2 protein-coding genes and 1 pseudogene are annotated in these 1,872 nt (G+C 49.4%); all 3 read right to left on the bottom strand.

The features are described 5' to 3' along the window. Positions 1 to 316, bottom strand: a 316-nt coding sequence (locus SD70_RS39040) for a hypothetical protein (RefSeq protein ID WP_231571730.1), incomplete at its 3' end; no start/stop codon positions are given. Further along, positions 317 to 1,429: a copper amine oxidase N-terminal domain-containing protein gene (locus SD70_RS34375; protein ID WP_052488135.1), complete on the bottom strand. Its 1,113-nt coding sequence runs from the start codon at positions 1,427 to 1,429 to the stop codon at positions 317 to 319. Positions 1,430 to 1,544: 115 nt separating this feature from the next. Beyond that, a pseudogene (locus SD70_RS37350) lies at positions 1,545 to 1,872 on the bottom strand (hypothetical protein); the annotation flags it as partial.

Raw genomic sequence — 1,872 nt, 5'->3', positions numbered from 1 at the left:
GGATGGGCGGATTCGGTTCCTGTCCTACTTGCCGTACTTGCTGGTCCAAAAAAGAAGCGTGTTGGCCGCTTCTCGGATCGCCGCACTGCTTGGGCGTCGTATTCGAACATAATTGGTCACGGCGCACCGTCCAACCCACAGTTCTGTATTTAATGGATGACGTTGCAGCCGTACTTGTGATTTCAAAGCTGATTTTTCCTGCCTCGGTTCTTACTTTTGGAATTTCGGCTTTCGCTGTGAAAGGAAAACCCGAAAATAAAAAAGAGCATGCCAGAAGCACGCTCAACGCCGATTTTATGAATTTGTTTCTCTTCATCTATTCCGAGTCCGCCTTTCTGATGAAATAATTGCGGAATAAACTGGCTCCCGGATCGACTTTCAATGTACTGCCCCAATCGCCGCCAACATTCGTGGAAAGAGAAATATCCGCGTAACCTTCGTACCAAACCTGCTTATCGAATTTGCGATCATTGGGGAAACGCTCATCGTACAGCAAATTTTTATTTTCCGTGAATGAGTTGAATTTGATTCTGAACTTGGAACGTACATAATTATTTCCAAACCCGTCTTTATAAATCATGGAAGGCTCGGGATCAAGGTATCCTTCGGTCTGAATCTTGTTTTCTTTGACCCACTCCACATACCGCAGAATGTATTTCAATTCCGCATTGGAGCTTTGCATTTTCGTGGCGAATACCGCCTGCGCCCACGTATCGTCAATCGTTTTGTAGTCCACATTCAGCCACAGCGCGCCGAACGTTTTCAGCCGGTTCATCCATATATCCACGTTTTTCTTATTGAATTCCGGTATGGTCGAATACAATACCGATGAAACCTTGCTGTCCGTAGGATGCGAGTAGGGATAGGCCATTTCATACGCTTCATTCGGCACATCGGCCAGAATGTACGGGTAATCTTTCGCGTTCTTCGGCAAATGGGTTGTGCGAATCAGACGGCCCCATTCATCATACTTCTCATTGGCTTCTTCTTGTGTGGAAATAAAGACGGTCGATGTCGGGCTATCCCAATTCACTTCCGCCCCCAGCGCTTCGCTGACAAAACGCAGCGGGACAAACGTCCGGCCGCCGCTGGTGATCGCCTTCGAATCGAAGGCCATTTCTTTACCATTGACGAGCGTCTTGCTATCGCCGATCGTAAGCACAATATGCAGCTCGTCCAGCTCAATCGGTACGGTCATGGTTTTGGGTTCCCAGCCTACGTTCGCGCCCATCTTTTCCGCGATGAATCGAACCGGCACGAGCGTCCGGTTGTTTTCATCGACAAATGCTTGCGCATCGGGAAACCAGATTTTTTGTCCGTCCATGACGACGCTGACAAAGGACGGAAGTCGGCTCGCCGCGCTTGCTGTTACGGTGAACAAGCTGCAAAGCATCGCGGCGGCAAGTCCTGCAATTATCCATTTTCTCACGCCATTTGCTCCTCTCTTCATAGGGATCATGACAAGTTTGGAAGATTTCGGCTGTCACGTTCATCATAGAACCGATCTGACGGCGTGTCCACTTTCCGAAATCGCCGCCGTCTCGTTAAGATGGCGAGACAGGACAGTCCAGCGGCATATAGCCTTTTTGCGCAGCTGCTTTTTCGCTGGAAAACGTCTCTTCCACCGGATAAGTAAAGCCGCATGTGCTGCGGTAATACACCTTCATGCTTCCTTTCCTGGCTCCGACAATCTCCGGTTTCTTGAGTATTCGGCTACCGCCGAGGGCGTAATTGTTATAAAACTTGCCTCCCATCGGAATGCCCTGGATAAAAGCAAGCACCCCGACGTCATCAACGGTATTGTGCCATTCCTCCTGCGAAATGGTCGGCAGCGTGAAGGTGTAAGAAAAACCGTATCGGGAAACCGATTCG

Origin of the sequence: Gordoniibacillus kamchatkensis (assembly GCF_000829455.1) — a bacterium.
GTDB lineage: Bacteria > Bacillota > Bacilli > Paenibacillales > NBRC-103111 > Gordoniibacillus > Gordoniibacillus kamchatkensis.
The sequence above is the reverse complement of the archived record's forward strand: the minus strand, read 5'-3'. Positions and strand labels throughout refer to the sequence as shown.